At 40.8% G+C, this 17,701-nt stretch carries 17 protein-coding genes and 1 pseudogene; 13 read left to right on the plus strand and 5 right to left on the minus strand.

What is annotated here, in order from left to right; genetic code table 11:
* Positions 1 to 92: 92 nt before the first annotated feature.
* Complete coding sequence (locus tag AC4J95_RS04340) at positions 93 to 1,217, plus strand: DUF2922 family protein (protein ID WP_494548745.1); 1,125 nt, start codon at positions 93 to 95, stop codon at positions 1,215 to 1,217.
* A gap of 78 nt (positions 1,218 to 1,295) precedes the next feature.
* Here the strand turns inward: AC4J95_RS04340 and AC4J95_RS04345 are convergent, their stop codons facing one another.
* Positions 1,296 to 1,697: a TMEM175 family protein gene (locus AC4J95_RS04345; RefSeq protein ID WP_494548746.1), complete on the minus strand. Its 402-nt coding sequence runs from the start codon at positions 1,695 to 1,697 to the stop codon at positions 1,296 to 1,298.
* Positions 1,669 to 2,124: pseudogene (locus AC4J95_RS04350) on the minus strand (helix-turn-helix domain-containing protein); the annotation flags it as partial. The pseudogene AC4J95_RS04350 and the gene AC4J95_RS04345, both read right to left, overlap by 29 nt.
* Positions 2,125 to 2,812: 688 nt before the next feature.
* Here AC4J95_RS04350 and serC point away from each other — a divergent pair.
* From serC to AC4J95_RS04375, 5 genes are all read left to right on the plus strand, one after another.
* A complete protein-coding gene (gene serC / locus AC4J95_RS04355) occupies positions 2,813 to 3,895 on the plus strand; it encodes a 3-phosphoserine/phosphohydroxythreonine transaminase (protein ID WP_494548747.1) in 1,083 nt (360 codons plus the stop codon).
* Entirely contained in the window at positions 3,896 to 5,083 is a 1,188-nt protein-coding gene (locus tag AC4J95_RS04360) for a 3-phosphoglycerate dehydrogenase family protein (protein ID WP_494548748.1), read from the plus strand.
* On the plus strand, positions 5,083 to 6,309 hold the full coding sequence (locus tag AC4J95_RS04365) for a DUF1015 domain-containing protein (protein WP_494548749.1): 1,227 nt from the start codon (positions 5,083 to 5,085) through the stop codon (positions 6,307 to 6,309). The genes AC4J95_RS04360 and AC4J95_RS04365 overlap by 1 nt, the downstream gene beginning before the upstream one ends.
* A gap of 106 nt (positions 6,310 to 6,415) precedes the next feature.
* Positions 6,416 to 6,751 (plus strand): PadR family transcriptional regulator, encoded by a 336-nt coding sequence (locus tag AC4J95_RS04370; RefSeq protein WP_316403308.1) that lies wholly within the window; start codon positions 6,416 to 6,418, stop codon positions 6,749 to 6,751.
* A 3-nt stretch (positions 6,752 to 6,754) separates the two neighbouring features.
* A complete protein-coding gene (locus AC4J95_RS04375; protein ID WP_494548750.1) occupies positions 6,755 to 7,798 on the plus strand; it encodes an HAAS signaling domain-containing protein in 1,044 nt (347 codons plus the stop codon).
* A 127-nt stretch (positions 7,799 to 7,925) separates the two neighbouring features.
* Here the strand turns inward: AC4J95_RS04375 and AC4J95_RS04380 are convergent, their stop codons facing one another.
* The gene (locus tag AC4J95_RS04380) at positions 7,926 to 8,273 is read right to left on the minus strand and encodes a hypothetical protein (protein ID WP_494548751.1); all 348 of its coding nucleotides are present in this window, start codon (positions 8,271 to 8,273) and stop codon (positions 7,926 to 7,928) included.
* A gap of 191 nt (positions 8,274 to 8,464) precedes the next feature.
* On the opposite strand from AC4J95_RS04380, the gene AC4J95_RS04385 reads away from it, so the two are divergent.
* The 5 genes from AC4J95_RS04385 (at position 8,465) to AC4J95_RS04405 (ending at position 13,804) form a co-directional block, all read left to right on the plus strand.
* The gene (locus AC4J95_RS04385; protein ID WP_494548752.1) at positions 8,465 to 9,565 is read left to right on the plus strand and encodes an SLC13 family permease; all 1,101 of its coding nucleotides are present in this window, start codon (positions 8,465 to 8,467) and stop codon (positions 9,563 to 9,565) included.
* 120 nt (positions 9,566 to 9,685) lie between these two features.
* The gene (locus AC4J95_RS04390; protein WP_494548753.1) at positions 9,686 to 10,840 is read left to right on the plus strand and encodes a trans-sulfuration enzyme family protein; all 1,155 of its coding nucleotides are present in this window, start codon (positions 9,686 to 9,688) and stop codon (positions 10,838 to 10,840) included.
* Positions 10,841 to 11,115: 275 nt separating this feature from the next.
* A complete protein-coding gene (locus AC4J95_RS04395) occupies positions 11,116 to 11,574 on the plus strand; it encodes a hypothetical protein (protein ID WP_494548754.1) in 459 nt (152 codons plus the stop codon).
* A 4-nt stretch (positions 11,575 to 11,578) separates the two neighbouring features.
* Positions 11,579 to 12,085 carry a prolyl-tRNA synthetase associated domain-containing protein gene (locus tag AC4J95_RS04400; RefSeq protein WP_494548755.1) on the plus strand — a complete coding sequence of 169 codons (507 nt, stop codon included), beginning with the start codon at positions 11,579 to 11,581 and terminating at the stop codon, positions 12,083 to 12,085.
* Positions 12,086 to 12,217: 132 nt separating this feature from the next.
* Positions 12,218 to 13,804: an LPXTG cell wall anchor domain-containing protein gene (locus tag AC4J95_RS04405; RefSeq protein WP_494548756.1), complete on the plus strand. Its 1,587-nt coding sequence runs from the start codon at positions 12,218 to 12,220 to the stop codon at positions 13,802 to 13,804.
* Between the two features lie 51 nt (positions 13,805 to 13,855).
* Here AC4J95_RS04405 and AC4J95_RS04410 read toward each other — a convergent pair whose 3' ends face one another.
* On the minus strand, positions 13,856 to 15,634 hold the full coding sequence (locus tag AC4J95_RS04410; RefSeq protein WP_494548757.1) for a putative polysaccharide biosynthesis protein: 1,779 nt from the start codon (positions 15,632 to 15,634) through the stop codon (positions 13,856 to 13,858).
* Between the two features lie 77 nt (positions 15,635 to 15,711).
* Positions 15,712 to 16,407: a TIGR00266 family protein gene (locus tag AC4J95_RS04415; protein ID WP_494548758.1), complete on the minus strand. Its 696-nt coding sequence runs from the start codon at positions 16,405 to 16,407 to the stop codon at positions 15,712 to 15,714.
* Positions 16,408 to 16,513: 106 nt separating this feature from the next.
* Between AC4J95_RS04415 and AC4J95_RS04420 the strand changes: the two genes are divergently transcribed.
* Together AC4J95_RS04420 and AC4J95_RS04425 are read left to right on the plus strand one after the other, a co-directional pair.
* Positions 16,514 to 17,293: an ABC transporter ATP-binding protein gene (locus tag AC4J95_RS04420; protein ID WP_494548759.1), complete on the plus strand. Its 780-nt coding sequence runs from the start codon at positions 16,514 to 16,516 to the stop codon at positions 17,291 to 17,293.
* The gene (locus AC4J95_RS04425; RefSeq protein ID WP_494548760.1) at positions 17,265 to 17,636 is read left to right on the plus strand and encodes an LPXTG cell wall anchor domain-containing protein; all 372 of its coding nucleotides are present in this window, start codon (positions 17,265 to 17,267) and stop codon (positions 17,634 to 17,636) included. The genes AC4J95_RS04420 and AC4J95_RS04425 overlap by 29 nt, the downstream gene beginning before the upstream one ends.
* The last annotated feature ends 65 nt before the right edge of the window (positions 17,637 to 17,701 follow it).

Genomic DNA, 17,701 nt, shown 5'->3' on the forward strand with positions numbered 1-17,701 from the left:
TTATTAAAAAGAAAGAATTGGAGAAATACATGACGGAGCGATAAAATTTTTAATGTAATCGTATTCACAAAACGTAAAAGGAGCGCATCAGAATGAAGAAAAGTGAAGAAAATAAGCCGTTAGGATCCAGACAGCTATTTCATATGAAGAAAACTAGTTTAGAAGGCAAGGTCAACGATTATTATCAGAATACCCATGATGCTTCGAATGTCATAGAATACTTAGTGGCTATTCTAGTTCGCAATGCGCTGATTTACGAGGATTTTGTGGGAATTTGTCAATCATTGGTGGAGGAAATATTTTTAACAGCTGAGCCGACTGAGACATTGCGCCGTTACAGTTTACTATTTAAACCATATTTCAAAAAAAGTGGTGATTGGGATAGGGTCATAAATAGGCTATTTGCAAATACAAAAGAGTACTATCGTTTGACAGAAAAAATGCGTGTCAATGCGAAATATCTATATGCCGAATCAAAACCTCAAGCAGACAGCGCAGCGCCTAGCTTCAATCTTGTGTCTATTTTTAAAGATAGCAGTGGAAGGAAACATACATGGATCTTGAAGGACGCCAATCCTGACAGGACGGATGAAGAAGTACAAGGGTTACTAAAACTGTTAACGACCTTGACGATCTTCACGGGTAAAAAAGCGCGAAAATTTGCGGAATTTATGACCTTCGATTATTTTGAAAATGTTCGTCATTTTGAAGAGCCTCAAGAAGAACAGCAGGAAATTTCTAATAAAAAATTCGATGAGGCGGGCAAAGAAATAGTGGAGATCATGCTGCCGCATGGGGTTGATCCTAGAAATATGAGTGAAAATGAGATAGTTGTTTTAGTTAAGGCCTATTTACCTGAAGGAAAAACATTTAATGATATTCATGTGCTGTTTACTGAGCTTCCCGCTGATCCGGCGGAGGATAATAAAGAGCAACCAGAATCCTTATTAGCAGCTTCGGAACCGATTCTAAAAGAGGCTCCAATAGCCAATGCACAAACCGCTATTGCCGATCCGCCAAAAAACGAATCAGTAAAAAAACGCTCGAAGAATATTGGTCATTTCAGTGGAAGCCAATTATTGGCGATGGACTTGATTAATAAGCGGAAGGAAAAAATGGCACAAACTACAGGTTCCGCGACGAACAGCACGAAAAAGAAGAAAAAAGGAACCAATGGAGGCCGGCGAAGAAAGAAGAAGGGGAATAATAAGAAATAGTCTTTTTGTTTAGCATGGAAAGGTTTATTTGTTGTGCAATTTAACGCTTCAAAAAAAATGGTTCAACAAAGAATTGACCTATCTCTCGATCGTTTCATTAAGAATTTTGTCACTGTCTTCGTTGGTCCAAAATGCCATCAAGACTAATTCAACCAATGAGACAAACAGTCCAATTGGCGGATAGAAATAAATGCCGACTGCTGTAGCAAATACGACCAACGGGAAATAAAAACTTCCCATATAGCGATAAGGTCCCATCTTTCGAATTTTTCGACTGATTTCGGGGTCGTTTTCCTGATGAAAATGTTCAAAAGCTTTGCTTAACCACAAGTAGGAAAAACTCCATATCGTAAAAATCAGTAGATAAAAGTATTCTGGCGCATGATAAATCATGAATTCACCAGCCCAAGCAGTAGCGACCGGAATCAATGCCATGGTAAAAAGCCAAACATTATTTATCCAATATATTTTTTTCGTCACACATTTCGTCATGCTGAACATGTACTGTAGGTTGTGACAGGGTTGTTTGCTTTCCATCTGGTAAAGTGTCAATTATTTCTTCAACAAAATTATCCTTATAATAATAAATGGTGCCCTCAACATCGTTGTCTTTTTCCAAAAATTTTGCATAATCTGAAAACTCATAAAGCAGCACTTTCGGTTCTTCAGGTTTTTTGTTATTCGTTATAAGAAAAATGACGACGACTAGTGCAAGAATAATTTTCTTAAAGGCACTATTCTTTTTCGTCTCATTCGTCATCGTATCCACCAATTTATCATCTTCATTAATCAATTGATCAACTGTAATGTCGTACAGCTCGCTCAAAGATACGAGGATACTGAGATCTGGATAAGTCCGATTGATTTCCCAACTGGAGATCGTGGAACGAGAGACATTTAGAATAGCCGCTAATTCCTCCTACGTATAGCCATGGGCAGTCCGCAGATCTTTCAATTTATGTCCGATTTTCACAGAAACCTCCACCTTTCAAATCACAGCTCCTTGAGTACACTATCAGTCTATCTGATTTTTGATCTGGTATAAAGATACTTTTTGTAACAGCTGTCATTTAGCGGTTCGTGACAATATGTAGCAGTAATAATAACTAATTAAGAAGACTTTCGATCCTTGTGTTCAAGAGATCAAAGGTCTTATTTGCTTATCCAGTTTTTAATTATGAAGGATATAAAATTTACTGGCGTTGAAATCATAAGCTAATGCAGAAAAAAATTGAATTGGAGCGTTTGAAAAAAATCCTATCACTTTGAAGAGTAAAGAAAAGATCCGAAGCATTTTTCTAAAGCGATGCTGAAGGGATATACTGACTGATAAAACTGATTGGTGAAGTAACGGAAGACGGGCTTTCTTTTGATCGTTTAGTTTATGTAAATGCTAATGAAAATTTCTGGCAAGAATTCAAATTACAGTGTAATTAATTTAAAATTAGGCTTTTATCATTTAGCGACATCTGTTATAATTGTCATCACATCTTAAAGCATATTGCAACATTTCCTTTCTACTAATTGTAGGTAATGGTAAAAGTCTTGAAGGTGTGAAAACTAATTTTCATAAAAGGAAAAAGGAGAGAATAAGTATGACGATTTACAATTTTTCTGCAGGTCCCGCGGTACTACCAAAAGCTGTGTTGGAGATCGCACAGTCCGAAATGCTTGATTACAAAAACAGCGGCATGTCGGTGATGGAGCTGAGTCATCGTTCCTCCTTATTTGAAGAGATCATTCAAGATGCCGAAAGCTTATTAAGAGACCTAATGGCGATTCCAGACAACTACAAAGTCTTGTTCTTACAAGGTGGTGCGAGCTTGCAATTCACTATGCTGCCGTTGAATTTGGCACAAGGGAAAAAAGCGTTGTATGTTAATACGGGTTCGTGGTCGAAAAAAGCCATCGGCGCAGCGAAAGCACTCGATAATGTCGAAGTGGAAGTGATTGCTTCAAGTGAAGATCAGAACTTTACCTATATTCCAGAATTGCCAGAAACTGTTGATCAAGATGCCGCTTACGTGCATATTACAACGAACAATACGATAGAAGGAACAGCTTTTGCAAAGATTCCGACCTTTGGCAAAGTCCCAGTAGTTGCGGACATGTCATCGAATATTTTAGCCAACGATTATAAAGTAGAAGACTTTGGTGTGATTTATGCTGGAGCACAGAAAAACATTGGTCCGGCTGGACTTACGGTTGTGATCATTCGTGAAGACTTGCTCAATCAAGAAGCGATCTTTTCACCAATGCTGGATTACGCATTACAGGCGAAAAACAGCTCTCTTTATAATACCCCTCCGACTTATGCTATATATATTGCGAAGCTCGTTTTTGAATGGGTGAAGGAACAAGGGGGCGTTGCTGGAATTACTGAAAAGGATCAGCAAAAAGCGCAACTATTATATGACGCAATCGAAAAATCGGATCTATTTACAAGCCCAGTGGAGAAAGATAGCCGTTCTATTACCAATGTTCCGTTTGTTACAGGGGATGAGGATTTGGACAAAGCCTTCAATAAAGCCGCTTTAGCTCAAGGGTTTGAAAACTTAAAAGGTCATCGTTCTGTTGGCGGGATGCGGGCGAGTATCTACAATGCCTTCCCAGTCGAAGGAGTCGAAGCTTTAGTCGCATTTATGGCGCAGTTTGAAAAGGAAAATGGAGGGAAATAGATGTTTCAGATTAAGACATTCAACGCGATTGCTCCTGAAGGAATGGCGCGTTTTGATAAAAAGAACTACCGCATCAATGAAAGCGAAGAGCCAGACGGCATTATTTTGCGCAGTCAAAAGTTACATGACTATGATTTCCCCGAGTCAGTTTTAGGGGTTGCTCGCGCAGGTGCAGGAACGAATAATATTCCAGTTAAAGAGTGCACGGAAAAAGGAATCGTTGTTTTCAATACTCCCGGTGCCAATGCAAATGCCGTCAAGGAATTAGTCATCGCGAGTCTGTTATTAGCAGTTCGCCCAATGGTTCAAGGGATCAGCTGGGTTCAAACATTAAAAGGTGACAATGTTGATGAACAAGCGGAAGCCCAAAAAGCGCAATTTGCCGGAACAGAGTTAGAAGGCAAGAAGCTTGGAGTCATTGGTTTGGGATCAATCGGCGCGATGGTGGCGAATGACGCCTACCGTTTAGGCATGGAAGTTACCGGCTATGATCCGTATGTTTCAGTTGATACAGCTTGGAGTATCTCTCGTCGGGTAAAACGTGCGAAGGATTTGAAGGAAGTCTTGACAAATTGTGATTTCGTAACGATCCATGTACCGTTGACAGACAATACACGTTACTTGATCGGTGATGAAGAATTGATTTACATGAAGAATACTGCTCACCTGCTGAACTTCGCTCGCGGCGAGATCGTCGATACTGACGCAGTGGTGAAAGCAGTCAATGAAGAACGCATCGCTGGTTTTACAACGGATTTTGCGGAAGAAAAACTGCTCCACAATGATAAAATCACCGTATTGCCGCATTTAGGCGCATCAACAGAAGAGGCGGAAGTAAACTGTGCCAAGATGGCGGCTCGCGGCTTGAAGCGCTTCTTGGAAACAGGCGTTATCAAACGTTCGGTTAATTTCCCTAACGTGGAAATGGCTTTTGATTCTCCGTATCGTATTACGATCATCAATCGCAATGTACCGAACATGCTGGGATTGATCGCGTCTGAGATCGCATCATTAGACGTCAATATCGACAACATGGTGAATCGCGGGAAAGATGATCACGCCTATAATTTAGTAGATGTTTCTGAGACGGACCCTGAAAAAATTGCGGCAATCGTTGAAAAATTGGAACAAAATGAAGGCATCATCCGCGTCCGTGCGATCAAGCGGGATGAGGAGAGTGAATTTTAATGGTTCAAGTTCATCCATTCAAAGGAATTCGCCCGGCGGAAGAATTGGCCGATAAAGTTGCGGCACTGCCTTACGATGTCGTGAATTCACAGGAAGCAAAAGAGATGGCTGCTGATAATCCCTACAGCTATTTCCATATTGATAAAGCCGAAATTGATTTACCTGCTGATCTTTCACCTTATGATGAAAAGGTCTATCAAAAAGCTGCCGATAATCTAGCAGCGTTTCTAGAGAAAGGCTGGTTGTTCAAAGAATCGGATGCCTATTTCTACCTCTATGAATTGGTGATGGATGGCCGCAGTCAGACTGGTATCGTGGCTTGTACTTCGATTCAAGATTACATTGATGAAAAGATCAAGAAGCATGAATTTACTCGTCATGAAAAAGAGATCGACCGGATGAACCATATTCGTACTTGTGATGCGAATACTAGTCCGATTTTCTTGAGCTATCGTCCCCAGACTGAGATCCAAACGATCATCAAAAAATGGCAGAAAGAAAATAAACCGGTTTATGATTTCGACAGCTACCACGATGTGACGCATCGTGTTTGGGTGATTGATCAGGCCGACACGATCAAAAAATTAGCCGAATTATTTACAGAAGTAGACGCATTATATATCGCTGACGGCCATCATCGGACGGAATCGGCAGTGAAAATCGGTTTGGAAAAACGTCAATCAGGCGAGCAAAATCCTGAAACGGAACAGTTCTTATCAATCATCTTCCCAGAAGACGAATTAGCAATCTGGGAATACAATCGGGTGTTGAAAGAAACACCGCCAGCTGATTTTATGGAGCGTTTGGCAGAAAATTATCAAGTGACTAAAACAGGCGTTAAGAAACCTGAAAAAGCCGGTGAATGTCAACTTTACGACGGTGCAGCGTGGTATACATTAAGCGTCAAGCCTGAGAAGGTACCGAATGATCCTGTAGAAAAATTGGATGTTGCTCTGTTGCAAAAATATGTCTTGGAAGACATTTTCGGAATCAACGATATTCGGACAGACAAACGCATCGACTTTGTCGGCGGGATTCGCGGAACGGAAGAGTTGGAAAAACTTGTCGATTCTGGTGAGTGGAAATTGGCGTTTTCGATGTATCCAACGCAAATGACTGATTTGCTGGATGTGGCAGATGCCAAGAAGATTATGCCGCCGAAATCGACGTGGTTTGAACCGAAGCTGTTGAGCGGATTGTTCCTACATGATTTAGAAACGAAATAACCATCAAACTCTCGAAAACTATTTCGAGAGTTTTTTAATTTTATAATATTATTCTATTGACTATAATGTGTGACGCACAGTATAATAAGTGTGAAGAGGTGATCATATGCCAGATAAGGATATCGTTCAGAACTATGTGACGGAATTAAAAAGAGGAAATTTAGTTTTGGCTGTATTAGGCAGCTTGAGTACGCCTCATTATGGTTATGCGCTGCTGCAGACATTGCAGGATAAAGGGATGGAGATTGAGGCTAACACACTGTATCCTTTGCTCCGACGCTTAGAGAAGCAGGAGCTGCTGGAAAGTGACTGGGACACAACAGAAAGCAGGCCGCGAAAATACTATACAATCAGTAAAACAGGAACAAAGGTTAGGGAAAAGTTGTTTGAAGAATGGAAGGATATGCAGAAAAGCCTGATTGGCATCTATTCGGAGGGGTGAAAAATGGAAAATATAATCGAACGTTATATAGCAGCAGTTGTCCTGCAACTGCCGGAAAATGAAAGAGCGGAAGTCGCGAAAGAATTACGCAGCAACATTTATGATATGTTATCAGATCGACCGAGTGATGCTGAAATTGAAAATGTTCTGCGCTCAATGGGATCGCCAACAGAACTTGCGGAGCAGTATAGGCAGAATCCACGCTATCTTATTTCACCAAAGGTCTACGATGAGTATGTTCGCTTGTTGAAATTATTAGTACCGATAGTTGGGATTATTACAGTAATAGTGGGGGCTGTTTCTGGTGTTTTTGAGACTCTGCAACAGAGTGGACCACAAGTTGGTCGAGTGCTGCAAGTAATGTTCCAATCTGGGATACAGAGCGGTGTGTCTGGGGTCATGCAGACGCTGGTTTGGACGACGATCGGGTTTGTCATAGCAGAACGGACAGGTGCTTTTAATCGTAAGAAAAAAGAGGATTGGAAAGTAGAGGATTTGCCGCCGCTGACTACGGAAAAACTGATTCCAATTTCTGATCCAGTGGCAGAGATTATTGCGACAATGGTTTTTAGTGCTTTTCTAATTTTGGGATCTACGAATCAATTCGCAGCTGTTTTTACTAATACAGGAGCTGTGAACATTGCTGTTCCAATATTCAGTGAGGATTTTGTTGTATACCTAATTCCCGTTTTGATTATCGGAGTGGTTCTGACAGTTATAGCAAACGCAATGAAAGTCTTCGATCGCCGCTGGACGAATCGGGTGTGTTTATGGTCAATCATTGACAATGCAGTTTCAGCAATCATGTGGGTCTTTTTACTGATGCGAGAAAATATTTTCAGTACCGAGTTAGTGGAATTATTGCAGGAGAAAACCTGGTCCAGCGGCGATGTGCTGCACTATATCTCAACTGGCAACACCGCATCAATCCGCTTGATCATCAGCCTTGTGATTGTGGTGATTTCGACAATCCAAATTATTTCTGTGCTTTATAATCGCAGTAAACGTGATTTGCCTAACAGCTATATTAACCGGGAACAGGCTTAATTGAAAAGGGAATAGAAAAAGAATAATTATTTAAATACATGAATAGATATACAAAAAAAGCTGTGAAGACTGAGCGTCGCAGCTTTTTTTATTTGAAGAAATGAATGAGATAATTGGAAATTATTCGTTAAACTATGCTTTCACCTAATATAATTTTCGGCATCGTGGTCAAACAGCGGTTCCAGCGTTTGTAGAATTTTTCTAGGCCCAATTTAGATATTCTGGCATGGGCTGCCTCATCCTCCAACACCCAATGTAAGACATAGGTTACTTTGCCAACATTCCTTGTAAGTCGGATAGGTAGTTCTCCATCCCTAACAGCATTAAAATCCTTTTGTCGATGAGTGCGTTTAATGTAGTGGACATCAATAACCCCGTCTTGTTCTAAATAAAATGCCGCGACTTCCTTCATCAACGCCTCAATTTCTTCTAGCTTGTTCAGCTTTGCTTCATAGATACAGATTTCATTAAACATATAGCACCTCCTGAAAGATCCGTTTATCTAAGTATATCAAATTAACAATTGGAAAGAACGTTGTTTAATTATACGTTTTCAGGTTTTATACTATATTCCAGTAATGTGAGGTTTGAGTCAATTTTTTGCCGAAATTTTAGTTGGAGGAGTATTCTTAAAAAGAAGATTTTTTTTGAAGAAGGTGGGAGAAAATGGATCGAGTAAATAATTTTTTTAGAAATAATCGACTAATGAGTATTTCATTGGTTTTAGCACTCTTCAGTTGTTTGATTGGTCGTTTTTCGGTTGGTTTTATTGATTATAAAGTAATCTTCAGTTTGTTTGGTTTGATGTTGTTGATCCAAGGCTTTGAACAGGTCGGTCTTTTGCGATTCGTCGCGCAGAAATTGCTGCATTTTTCAAAGAATAGCCGTCAGCTTGTTCAGTTAATGATTATTTTGTCCTTGGTAGGATCGATGTTTTTAACCAATGATGTCGCGATTTTGACTTTGCTGCCGATCTATTTGAAGCTTTTGTCAATGCTGCCGAAATTTAAGGGGCGCTTTCTAGGAAGCGTGTTGATCATCGTAGCCGCGAATTTAGGCAGCAGTTTTTTCCCATTTGGGAATCCGCAAAATTTATACTTGTACGATTATTATTACGTACCACTTGGTCAGTTTTTGAGTTGGATGTCACTGGTTCTTTTGGTTAGTCTGATTTCGCTGGTATTTTTGACTATGCTGGTAGCGAAGGATTCTCTGAAAGAGATTGATTTGAAAGAGAATCAAGTTGATCGCAAAGAGACATTCTTACTAACTGCATTGATGCTGGTGATGATTTTAGTTGTGTTAGATGTTCTGCCTTATGAATGGGTTATTCCATTGGTTGCACTAGTTGTTCTATTTTATCGGCGTGAACTGTTTAAAGAGGTGGATTACGGCATATTGTTGACCTTTGTCTGCTTTTTTATCATTGTCGGGAATGTTGGTGAAGCGAACTTCATCAAGGAGTTTTTGAAGTCTTTGAGTGGAAAACAAATCTATTTAGCTGGTCTAGGGCTGAGCCAAGTCATTTCCAATGTTCCAGCTGCCTTCCTGATTGCTCCATTTACGACCAACCAACAGGCGGTCATTTTAGGTGTGAATATCGGTGGATTAGGAACACTACTGGCTTCTTTAGCCAATCTGATCGGCTATAACCTATTCCGTATTTATTTTCCAAATGACACCAAAAAATTCTTAGGCTTATTCAGTATTGTTAATTTTAGCTTGCTGTTTTTGCTGGGAGGCATCTTTTACTTCTTCATCCATTAAAAAGCTCAGAGAATTCCTAATAATCAGCTAAGTTTCTTATGGGAATTCATCCAAAAACCGTGAAAACGCTTTAAATAGTGTTAAGCTAACCTTGTGAGAAATGACTGAGGGGGATTTGCGATGAAAGATAAGACAAAATTCATTCATGGTTATGGGGCGTTTGATGAAGAAACCGGTGCTTCATCAATTCCAATTTATCAATGTTCGACGTTTAAACAGGCGTCCATCAAAGATGGACAGCCCTATACCTATTCACGTTTCGGGAATCCGACACGTACAGCGCTAGAAGAAGCGGTCGCTGCAATGGAGAGTGGAAAATACGCGACTGCCTTTGCATCTGGGATGAGCGCGATCTCAGCGGTTTTGTTAAGTTTTAATCAGGGCGACCATTTAGTAATGTGTAAGAGTATTTACGGCGGAACGTTCCAGTTAGTAAATGAAGTCATGAACCGATTCGGAATAGAAGTGACATTTGTGGACGAGACGAATCTGAAGGAATGGGAGCATGCGATTCGGCCAAATACTCGCGGGCTTTATTTAGAAACACCGTCGAATCCATTGCTGTCGGTGACGGATATCGCTGGAGTCGTGGCAATCGCTAAAGCGCATCATTTAGTGACAATGATCGATAATACCTTCATGACGCCTCAATTTCAGAAACCGCTGAAATTGGGTGTCGATGTGGTAATCCATAGTGCGACTAAGTTTATCAATGGTCATAGCGATGTTGTGGCGGGGTTAGTCGTAACCAATGATGAAGAATGGCATAATCAAATCAAGCTGCAGCAAAAGGTTCTTGGCGGGATCCTAGGCGTGGAGGACTGCTGGTTGACAATGCGGGGATTGAAGACGATGGGCTTACGGATGGAGCAAAGTGCCCGCAGCGCTGAGAAAATCAGTCAGATGCTGGAGAATCATCCAGTCGTTAAAAAGGTTCATTATCCTGGGCTGCCTAGCCATCCTGGCTACAAAGTCCACAAACGCCAGGCAACTTCTGGTGGAGCAGTGCTGTCGTTCGAACTAGATAATCAAAAAGCGGTTTATACTTTTGCGGATGCCTTGCAGCTACCAATAGCCGCTGTCAGTTTAGGTGGTGTGGAATCGATCTTGTCCTATCCTGTGACAATGAGCCATGCTTGCGTACCTAAAGAAGAACGAGAGAAGCAGGGAGTGACAGAAGGTCTACTGCGTCTGTCAGTCGGAATAGAGGATACAGAAGACCTGCTAGAGGATTTAGAGCACGCATTAGCTAAAGTTCGTGTAGCAGTTAAATAAGGGCAATAAGCACGTTGGAATACAACCCAAACGTGCTTTTTTGAATGACTAAAAATGATTTTCTTAATATGAAGTAGTTGCGAGTCCAACTTTTCGCAGTAAAAAGAAGTTTCAAGCTGTTTTAGTATTCAAAGACAGAATAATTGATGTGAAGTTTAGTAGGATCGTATACGCAGTGAAAATAAAACTCATTTATCTATGATTTTAGAAAAATGATTCCCTTAATATGAACTAGTTCGGTATAATGGTATCATCTCCTAGAGGAAGTGAAAATCATGATCGAAAATCTATTGCGCCCTGAGGTTCTGCTATCAAACGTAGTTGTTTGTTTGGCGACTTTTTTTATTACACGATGGGTGCTCACACGAAAACCAAAACCTGAACGACCAAAAGAAATCGTTCAAATCCCTGAAAAAACCAGTGATGGGATAACCATTCTTGAAATATCTTTAGCCACAATGCAATCATATAAAACAAATTTAAGTAAATTTGGCTATGTCTATTTTCAGGAAACAACACCGATCGTGGTTCAGCAATTGAAGGCTGAAACGGACAGTTTAGTCGTATCGGAAGCGAATCAGCCCATACATGAGCTATTGCAGAAAAACTATAAAAAGTTATCTGATTTTCAGGAGCAAGAGGCGACAGATACGAAGAAATTAGAGCTAGAAGTATTGAATCATGTTAATAAAACGATCATTACTTGGCGGAATTTCTTGAAAGAAAGCAGGTGACAGTATGTCAAAAGCGACAGATACGGAAGTCTATCAACTGCTGGGGGAATGGCATATCCCCTATGAACGTGTCGATCACAAAGCCGTGTTTACAGTGGCGGAGATTGATTTTGAGATTGACGGTACGGATGTGAAAAACTTGCTGATGAAAAGCAAGAAGACGAAAAATTACTATTTTATCATCTGCCCCGGTCAAAAAAAGCTGGATATCAAGGCACTGGCTAAAGTATTAGGTGAAAACCAGTTATCCTTTGCTTCAGAAACTGAACTTTTTGAGTTGTTGGGTCTCGAGAGAGGATCTGTGACACCGCTGGCTTTGCCTCATGATACTGAGCGACAGATAACCCTAGTCATTGATGAAGCGATTGATCAGACCGAAAAAATCGGATTTCATCCTAATACAAATACGGCGACACTCGTGATTGCTTTCAATGATTTCAAACGATTTTTAGCCAATTTAAACATCGAACCAAGATATTTGAATATTCCAGCAAAACACCCCGTGGATTGATTTCTCGGGTTGTTTTTTTGTTCAAACCTTTTTAGGACAAAAAAACACTCATTTATGAATAGTACTACATTGAAATTAGGATTACGATTATAATAGTAATTGTTGGTATATAAAGTTGAAAGGAGTACTGAGATGAAAAAGAGGCGAGGTTTGATTTATTTTTTTATTTTAATGGGAGCGATTTTCGTTTCCATTGGGTTTAGTTGCAAGGGAGTTGCAGCAAGCGCACCAAATGATGAACAAGCAATTGGTTCTTCAAAAGAGAGAGTTGAGCAGGTTTTCAATGAAGGGATGACAATAGAAGGTCCCACAGAAGTAGAAGTCGGAGACAAAGGGACGTTTGACATTCAGGTAGATTATGAGGGAGTTCCATTTGAAGGCAAATATGTGTTTAATTATGATGAATCAATGATCAAAGTCGACGAAAATGGAAATTGGGAAGCGCTGAAAGCTGGGGATGTCGATGTCATTTTCGGTTATATCCCAAGTGAAAAAATGCTGAATGATCTGAAAACACATTTTGGCGGAAAAATCCCTGAGCAGAAGGATATTGCTAAAGTACTCCAGATAAAAATATCCGAAATGGTGCTCAACTCTGGGATGTTACTGAAAGGTCCGACTGAAGTTGAGGTCGGAGACAAGGGAACCTTTGATATCAAAGTTGACTATGACGGGATTCCTTTTGACGGAAAGTATGTGTTTCACTATGACCAATCGCTGATCAAAATAGATGCGCAAGGAAATTGGGAAGCGCTGAAAGCAGGAAAAGTTGACATTGTATATGGCTATGTTCCAAGTGAAAAAATGCTGAATGATCTGAAGAACCATTTTGGCGGCGATATCCCATCACAAGAAGAGATAGCTAAAGCATTTCAACTAACAATTTCTAAAAAGCAAAAAAGTTCTGACATGGTTTTTAATGTAGGAATGGATTTGCGTGGTCCTTCTGTTGTGGCGGTCGGAGATAAAGGTAAGTTTGACATCAAAGTTTATTATGAAGGAATTCCTTTTGATGGGAAATATGTGTTCAACTATGATAAATCACTGATCAAGGTTGACGAACAAGGAAACTGGGAAGCGTTGAAGGCAGGGAAAGTGAATATAAATTTCGGGTACTTACCTAGTAAAAAAATGTTGGCGGAGATAGAAAAACATTTCGGTGGTGAAATACCGCCGCAAACCGCTATCGCTTTGATTCATCCGATGTATATAACCGATAATCAAATGATCTTCAATGAAGGGATGATTTTAAATGGGCCTACCAATGTAGAAGTTGGAGATAAAGGTAAGTTCGGCATCAAGATAGATTATGAAGGAATTCCTTTTGATGGAAACTATGTCTTTAACTATGATGAGTCACTGATCAAAATAGATGCGCAAGGAAATTGGGAAGCATTGAAGGCAGGGGAGGTTGAGATAACATTCGGCTACTTGCCAAGCATAAAAATGCTGGCGGACATAATGACTCATTTCGGTGGCGAGATTCCACCACAAAAGGAAATCGCTAAAATTCACAAAATGCTGATTTCTGAAAAAACGGTCCAACAGCCTGAACCGCCTCAAACGAGTGCCTCAACAACTAAGCAGTATCCTGGTACGACAAGTAAACAATTACCAAGAACTGGAGAGCGAAAAATGTCGATCTTCATTTATTTAGGAGCCTTTATTACAGTGTTTGCTTTGTGGTTAATCGCTCGTAATAGACGAGTATCAAAATAAAATTCTATCCAAGTAAAAAGCCCTGCAGTTTTCTGCAGGGCTTAGTCGCGTCTAACGCATCCGCAAGCGGCGGCGAATGCCGTCTACTCGAGGACCTAATAATTTATCGGCCATTCTGGTTTTCAAGGCTAAGATCATATAGGTCAATCCGCCAAAAGCAGCAACGATCAAAATAATGATCATAGACTGAACTTTTGAATCTGAGCTTAGTACTAATTCGCAGCCGAATTTTACTACAAATGCAACGACACCCATGATCAATGACATAACAGTTACTTTTGCTACTGAAGTGATCGTTTCTCTAAACGGAAATTGCGTGATGACGTGAATTCGATCTAATAAGAACATATTTGCCACCAGAAATCCTACGAAGGTTGCAATTAACGGACCATATGCTTCAAACAGATAGGTTAATGGGAACTGCGCAACGATTTTAACAAAAATCCCGATACCTAAGTACCATACAGCTTGCATATTACCATCTAACCCTTGCAGCATTGTCGAGCAGACCATGAAGAGTCCCATCATGATACCAACGACACAGGAAGCAGCGAGTAATTCGGAGCCGAGAGGATTTGGCCAGTAAAATAATGTATTCAATGGATAAGCCAAAACAATCATTCCAACAGTTGCCGGCATCATCACAAAGAATAATAATTGGATATTATTCGTCACTAGTTTTGCTAAACCTTGATGATCTTTTTTCGTGAAGCGCTCCGTAATCAAAGGCAGACCGGCAGTTGCCATTGCGGTTCCAAGGGCGATCACGACCATCGTTAGTTTATCCGGATTCGCTGAGATCAAGGCGAAGAGATCAGCGTTTGTTGCTGCTGAGTAATCTGTTACGATCGACATGATCTTCTCAAAAGAATACTGGTCAATCAGTTTAAAAATGCTGATGGCACTACCCACTATGATAAATGGAATCGCCTGCTGGATCATTTGAATAACTAATTGACCTCCGGAAAAGGTAATTTCATTATTGCTCTCTCGGATCAATTCACGAAAAGACGCGCGTTCCTTAAGTAATGAGAACAACAAAACACCCATTGCGAAGGCTACACCGATAAAAGCTGCAAAGGTCGAATGTACTACAGCGGTTTTATAGCTGCCATTGTTGACCTGCATAATAATGAAAGCGGAAGCCAACATATAGCAGACACGAGCGATTTGCTCGATGATTTGAGAGATCGCATAAGGCTTCATGTTGTTGTTTCCTTGGAAGAAGCCACGTATCACGCTCATGGCAGGGAAAATTAGCAAAACGACACTTAGTGACCGCATCACCGGCACTAGATCTGCATTTCCCTGTGACAGGTAAGGGGCGCCTAGGAACATGATCGCCGCACAAATCACGCCGCCGATAGTCATCAGCCGTATCGTGTAAAATAATAATTTTTTACTTAATCCGTACTCATTCATGGAATTGTAGCGGGCAGTTTGTTTCGCCACTGCCGCCGGGATTCCTGCAGTAGAGATCATTAAGAACAGTGCATAGACGTTATAGCCCTTAGTGTATAAGTAATTGGCTTCCAGTCCATGAGGCTGCATCCAGGCAATCCATGGAATCACATAGACTGCGCCGAGTAATCGGGAGAAGATATTTCCGACAGTTAACCAAGCAGTACTCTGAACCATCTTTTCTTGCGCACTGGCTTGCTTTTTCGGTTTAGCGGGAGCCATTTCGTCGGCTTTGATCGGTTCGTCGACCGGTCTTTGGGCAATTGTCTTTTTGCGTTCTTTAGGCGGGGCCGCCGCCTCTGTATGATAACGAGCCATCCGCGAAGGCGTTTCATGGAATTTGTTTTCGTAAGTGTTTTTATCAGTCATATAAACCAGCTTTCTGCAACAGTATCCTCCATATTCTATCTGTTCTTTCCCGCACTTACAATCCTGTCTGAGCATCTTTAAGATTTAGGTATAAAAGTATCGATATGATTGGCAAAACTTTCAAGATTTCGCGTTTGGATATAAACCGAACCATGTCCGTGAAACTCATTGACCACGCCTTCGCCAGTCTTGAAGCCAAAGGTGCCAGAAGCAACACGAATGTTGTAATCTAAAGAACTAGTCCAAGCAATGACATGTTGGTTGTCAATGATCACCGGATTGTGACCGTCCAGATCAATTTTCTCTACATCACCGAAAGCCGATACCAAGATTTGTCCGCTGCCAGTAGTTTCCATAACAAATAATCCGCCAGTTCCGCCCAATAAGGCACCGGAAAGCTTTTGCCGTTTCATTTGATAATTGACATTTTCTTCACTGGCAAGAAATGCTCCCGTGTTCAAGCGCCAGTGCTCAGCACCGACATCCAGTGAAAAAATTTTGCCCGGAACAGCAGGAGCAATGGCGATCATCGCATCGTTCGAATGCGCAGTAGCGGTGCTGATAAAGAAGCTTTCGCGGCTAGTTACAGAACGACCTAGAGCGCTCAACGCACCGCCAACTCCTTTCTTGCCATTGGTGTTCATTTGACCTTCTAATTCAATCTCGCCGATTTCATAGACCATCGCGCCGGGTTCGATGCGGATTTTTTCTCCTTTGCTTAACTGTACTTTCGCGATTGGAGCAAATGCGCTATCAGATAGTTCATAATTCATTGTAAAAACCCCTTTCATGATATTCGCTAAAATTATATCATTTTAAGTATCTTTTCAGTGAGATTTTGATAAGATTATCAAAAGGGAAAAGTATGGAGGAGAAAGTATGGAAATTTTATCTTTTGAACAAGTCCAGTTCATTCGCCAAAAGAACGCTTTGCTGCAGGATATCGATTGGCGTATCAATGCAGGAGAAGATTGGGCAGTCTTGGGATTGAATGGCGCCGGGAAGAGCTTAATGCTGAATATGATCTCAGGAAATTTATGGCCGACCAAAGGAAAGCTGACCGTATTGGGAGAAGTCTTCGGTCGAACCTCGATTCCTGATCTGACGAAACGGATCGGGTGGGTGAGTCAGTCGCTGCAGGAGCGGATTCATCGAGATGAACAAGCGGAGTACATCGTATTGTCAGGAAAATTCGCCAGTATCGGGATCTATCAGAATTTTTCAGATACGGATATGGAGGAAGCGAAACAGTTGTTGATCTCTCTTGGTGCGAAAAGGTTAATCGGTAAAGTCTATCAAGTCTTATCTCAAGGTGAAAAGCAGATCGTCTTGATTGCGAGAGCTTTGATGGCAAAACCCGAGCTCTTGATTCTTGACGAACCGTGTAATGGGCTCGATTTATTTGCTCGCGAAGATTTATTAGAACGAATCAAACAAATGAAGCAGGCTGCAGAGGCACCCAGATTGTTGTATGTTACTCATCACACGGAGGAAATCTTGCCGCTATTGAATCATGTTTTGATGATTCGCGATGGTAAAATCTTTAAGCAAGGTCAACGGGATGAACTATTAACAGAAAGCGTCTTGAATGACTTTTATCAACGTCCAATTGCAATTCATACCATGGGGGATGATCGTAAGATGGTTATTCCGAAATAGATCAAATCCTCATTTATGGGGATTTTTTTGTAAAGAAAAAGCTAAGCTGGTTCAATTAATAGAACAAAAACCTGTTTTTATCGCAACAAAACTTGCAGATAAAGTAGCAAAGCCGCAACCCGTTGCGGAAGCTAGACAGCTTGTTCAAGAAAAACAAGTAGCACTACCACAAACAAACGAAAAGAAGGCCTCCATTTTCACGACACTTGGTGGTGCGGGATTGGTTTTCCTATCTGGTTTATTTATAGTTAAAAAGACTAGTAGGACGACAATCCTTTTGAAACGAAATAAGAAACCGGCTCGTTCATGGCGCCAACATATGAGCGGGCTTTTTGGCGACTAAATAAGAATTATTAGGAAATCTGACAAAAAAGCAGTCAGATTAGAAATATTTCCTGTAGCTGGAGT

Source organism: Enterococcus sp. GPZ-007 (assembly GCF_059374735.1).

Coding starts and splice junctions, on each gene's coding strand:
- AC4J95_RS04340 (WP_494548745.1), top strand. CDS start 93: ATGAAGAAAAGTGAAGAAAATAAGCCGTTAGGATCCAGACAGCTATTT.
- serC (WP_494548747.1), top strand. CDS start 2,813: ATGACGATTTACAATTTTTCTGCAGGTCCCGCGGTACTACCAAAAGCT.
- AC4J95_RS04360 (WP_494548748.1), top strand. CDS start 3,896: ATGTTTCAGATTAAGACATTCAACGCGATTGCTCCTGAAGGAATGGCG.
- AC4J95_RS04365 (WP_494548749.1), top strand. CDS start 5,083: ATGGTTCAAGTTCATCCATTCAAAGGAATTCGCCCGGCGGAAGAATTG.
- AC4J95_RS04370 (WP_316403308.1), top strand. CDS start 6,416: ATGCCAGATAAGGATATCGTTCAGAACTATGTGACGGAATTAAAAAGA.
- AC4J95_RS04375 (WP_494548750.1), top strand. CDS start 6,755: ATGGAAAATATAATCGAACGTTATATAGCAGCAGTTGTCCTGCAACTG.
- AC4J95_RS04380 (WP_494548751.1), bottom strand. CDS start 8,273: ATGTTTAATGAAATCTGTATCTATGAAGCAAAGCTGAACAAGCTAGAA.
- AC4J95_RS04385 (WP_494548752.1), top strand. CDS start 8,465: ATGGATCGAGTAAATAATTTTTTTAGAAATAATCGACTAATGAGTATT.
- AC4J95_RS04390 (WP_494548753.1), top strand. CDS start 9,686: ATGAAAGATAAGACAAAATTCATTCATGGTTATGGGGCGTTTGATGAA.
- AC4J95_RS04395 (WP_494548754.1), top strand. CDS start 11,116: ATGATCGAAAATCTATTGCGCCCTGAGGTTCTGCTATCAAACGTAGTT.
- AC4J95_RS04400 (WP_494548755.1), top strand. CDS start 11,579: ATGTCAAAAGCGACAGATACGGAAGTCTATCAACTGCTGGGGGAATGG.
- AC4J95_RS04405 (WP_494548756.1), top strand. CDS start 12,218: ATGAAAAAGAGGCGAGGTTTGATTTATTTTTTTATTTTAATGGGAGCG.
- AC4J95_RS04410 (WP_494548757.1), bottom strand. CDS start 15,634: ATGACTGATAAAAACACTTACGAAAACAAATTCCATGAAACGCCTTCG.
- AC4J95_RS04415 (WP_494548758.1), bottom strand. CDS start 16,407: ATGAATTATGAACTATCTGATAGCGCATTTGCTCCAATCGCGAAAGTA.
- AC4J95_RS04420 (WP_494548759.1), top strand. CDS start 16,514: ATGGAAATTTTATCTTTTGAACAAGTCCAGTTCATTCGCCAAAAGAAC.
- AC4J95_RS04425 (WP_494548760.1), top strand. CDS start 17,265: ATGATCGTAAGATGGTTATTCCGAAATAGATCAAATCCTCATTTATGG.